The organism is Prochlorococcus marinus (assembly GCF_001180245.1).
In the GTDB taxonomy this organism is placed as follows: Bacteria; Cyanobacteriota; Cyanobacteriia; order PCC-6307; family Cyanobiaceae; genus Prochlorococcus_A; species Prochlorococcus_A marinus_F.
The window spans coordinates 1-201 of record NZ_CVSV01000034.1 but is presented as its reverse complement, the minus strand read 5'-3'; the positions used below and the strand labels follow the sequence as shown (position 1 = coordinate 201).

Sequence of the window (201 nt, the reverse complement as noted above, 5' to 3'; positions counted from 1 at the left end):
ATTTAAACAGTTCCTTTTTTATATTAATTAAGTTTAGCAATCTCAGTACACTTGTTAACCAACTAGGAAACAAAAGCAATTGAAATCAAAACTTCAGCAGACTTTAGAAAAAAGATCTAAGGTAATAACAGCAGAGTTAATGCCGCCAAGAGGTGGAAGCCCCATAAGATCTATTAAGATAGCACAACTTTTGAAAGACAA

1 pseudogene is annotated in these 201 nt (G+C 32.3%); it reads left to right on the top strand.

The features are described 5' to 3' along the window. Positions 1 to 79: 79 nt before the first annotated feature. Positions 80 to 201 (top strand): annotated as a pseudogene (locus AMO19_RS08825) (methylenetetrahydrofolate reductase); the annotation flags it as partial.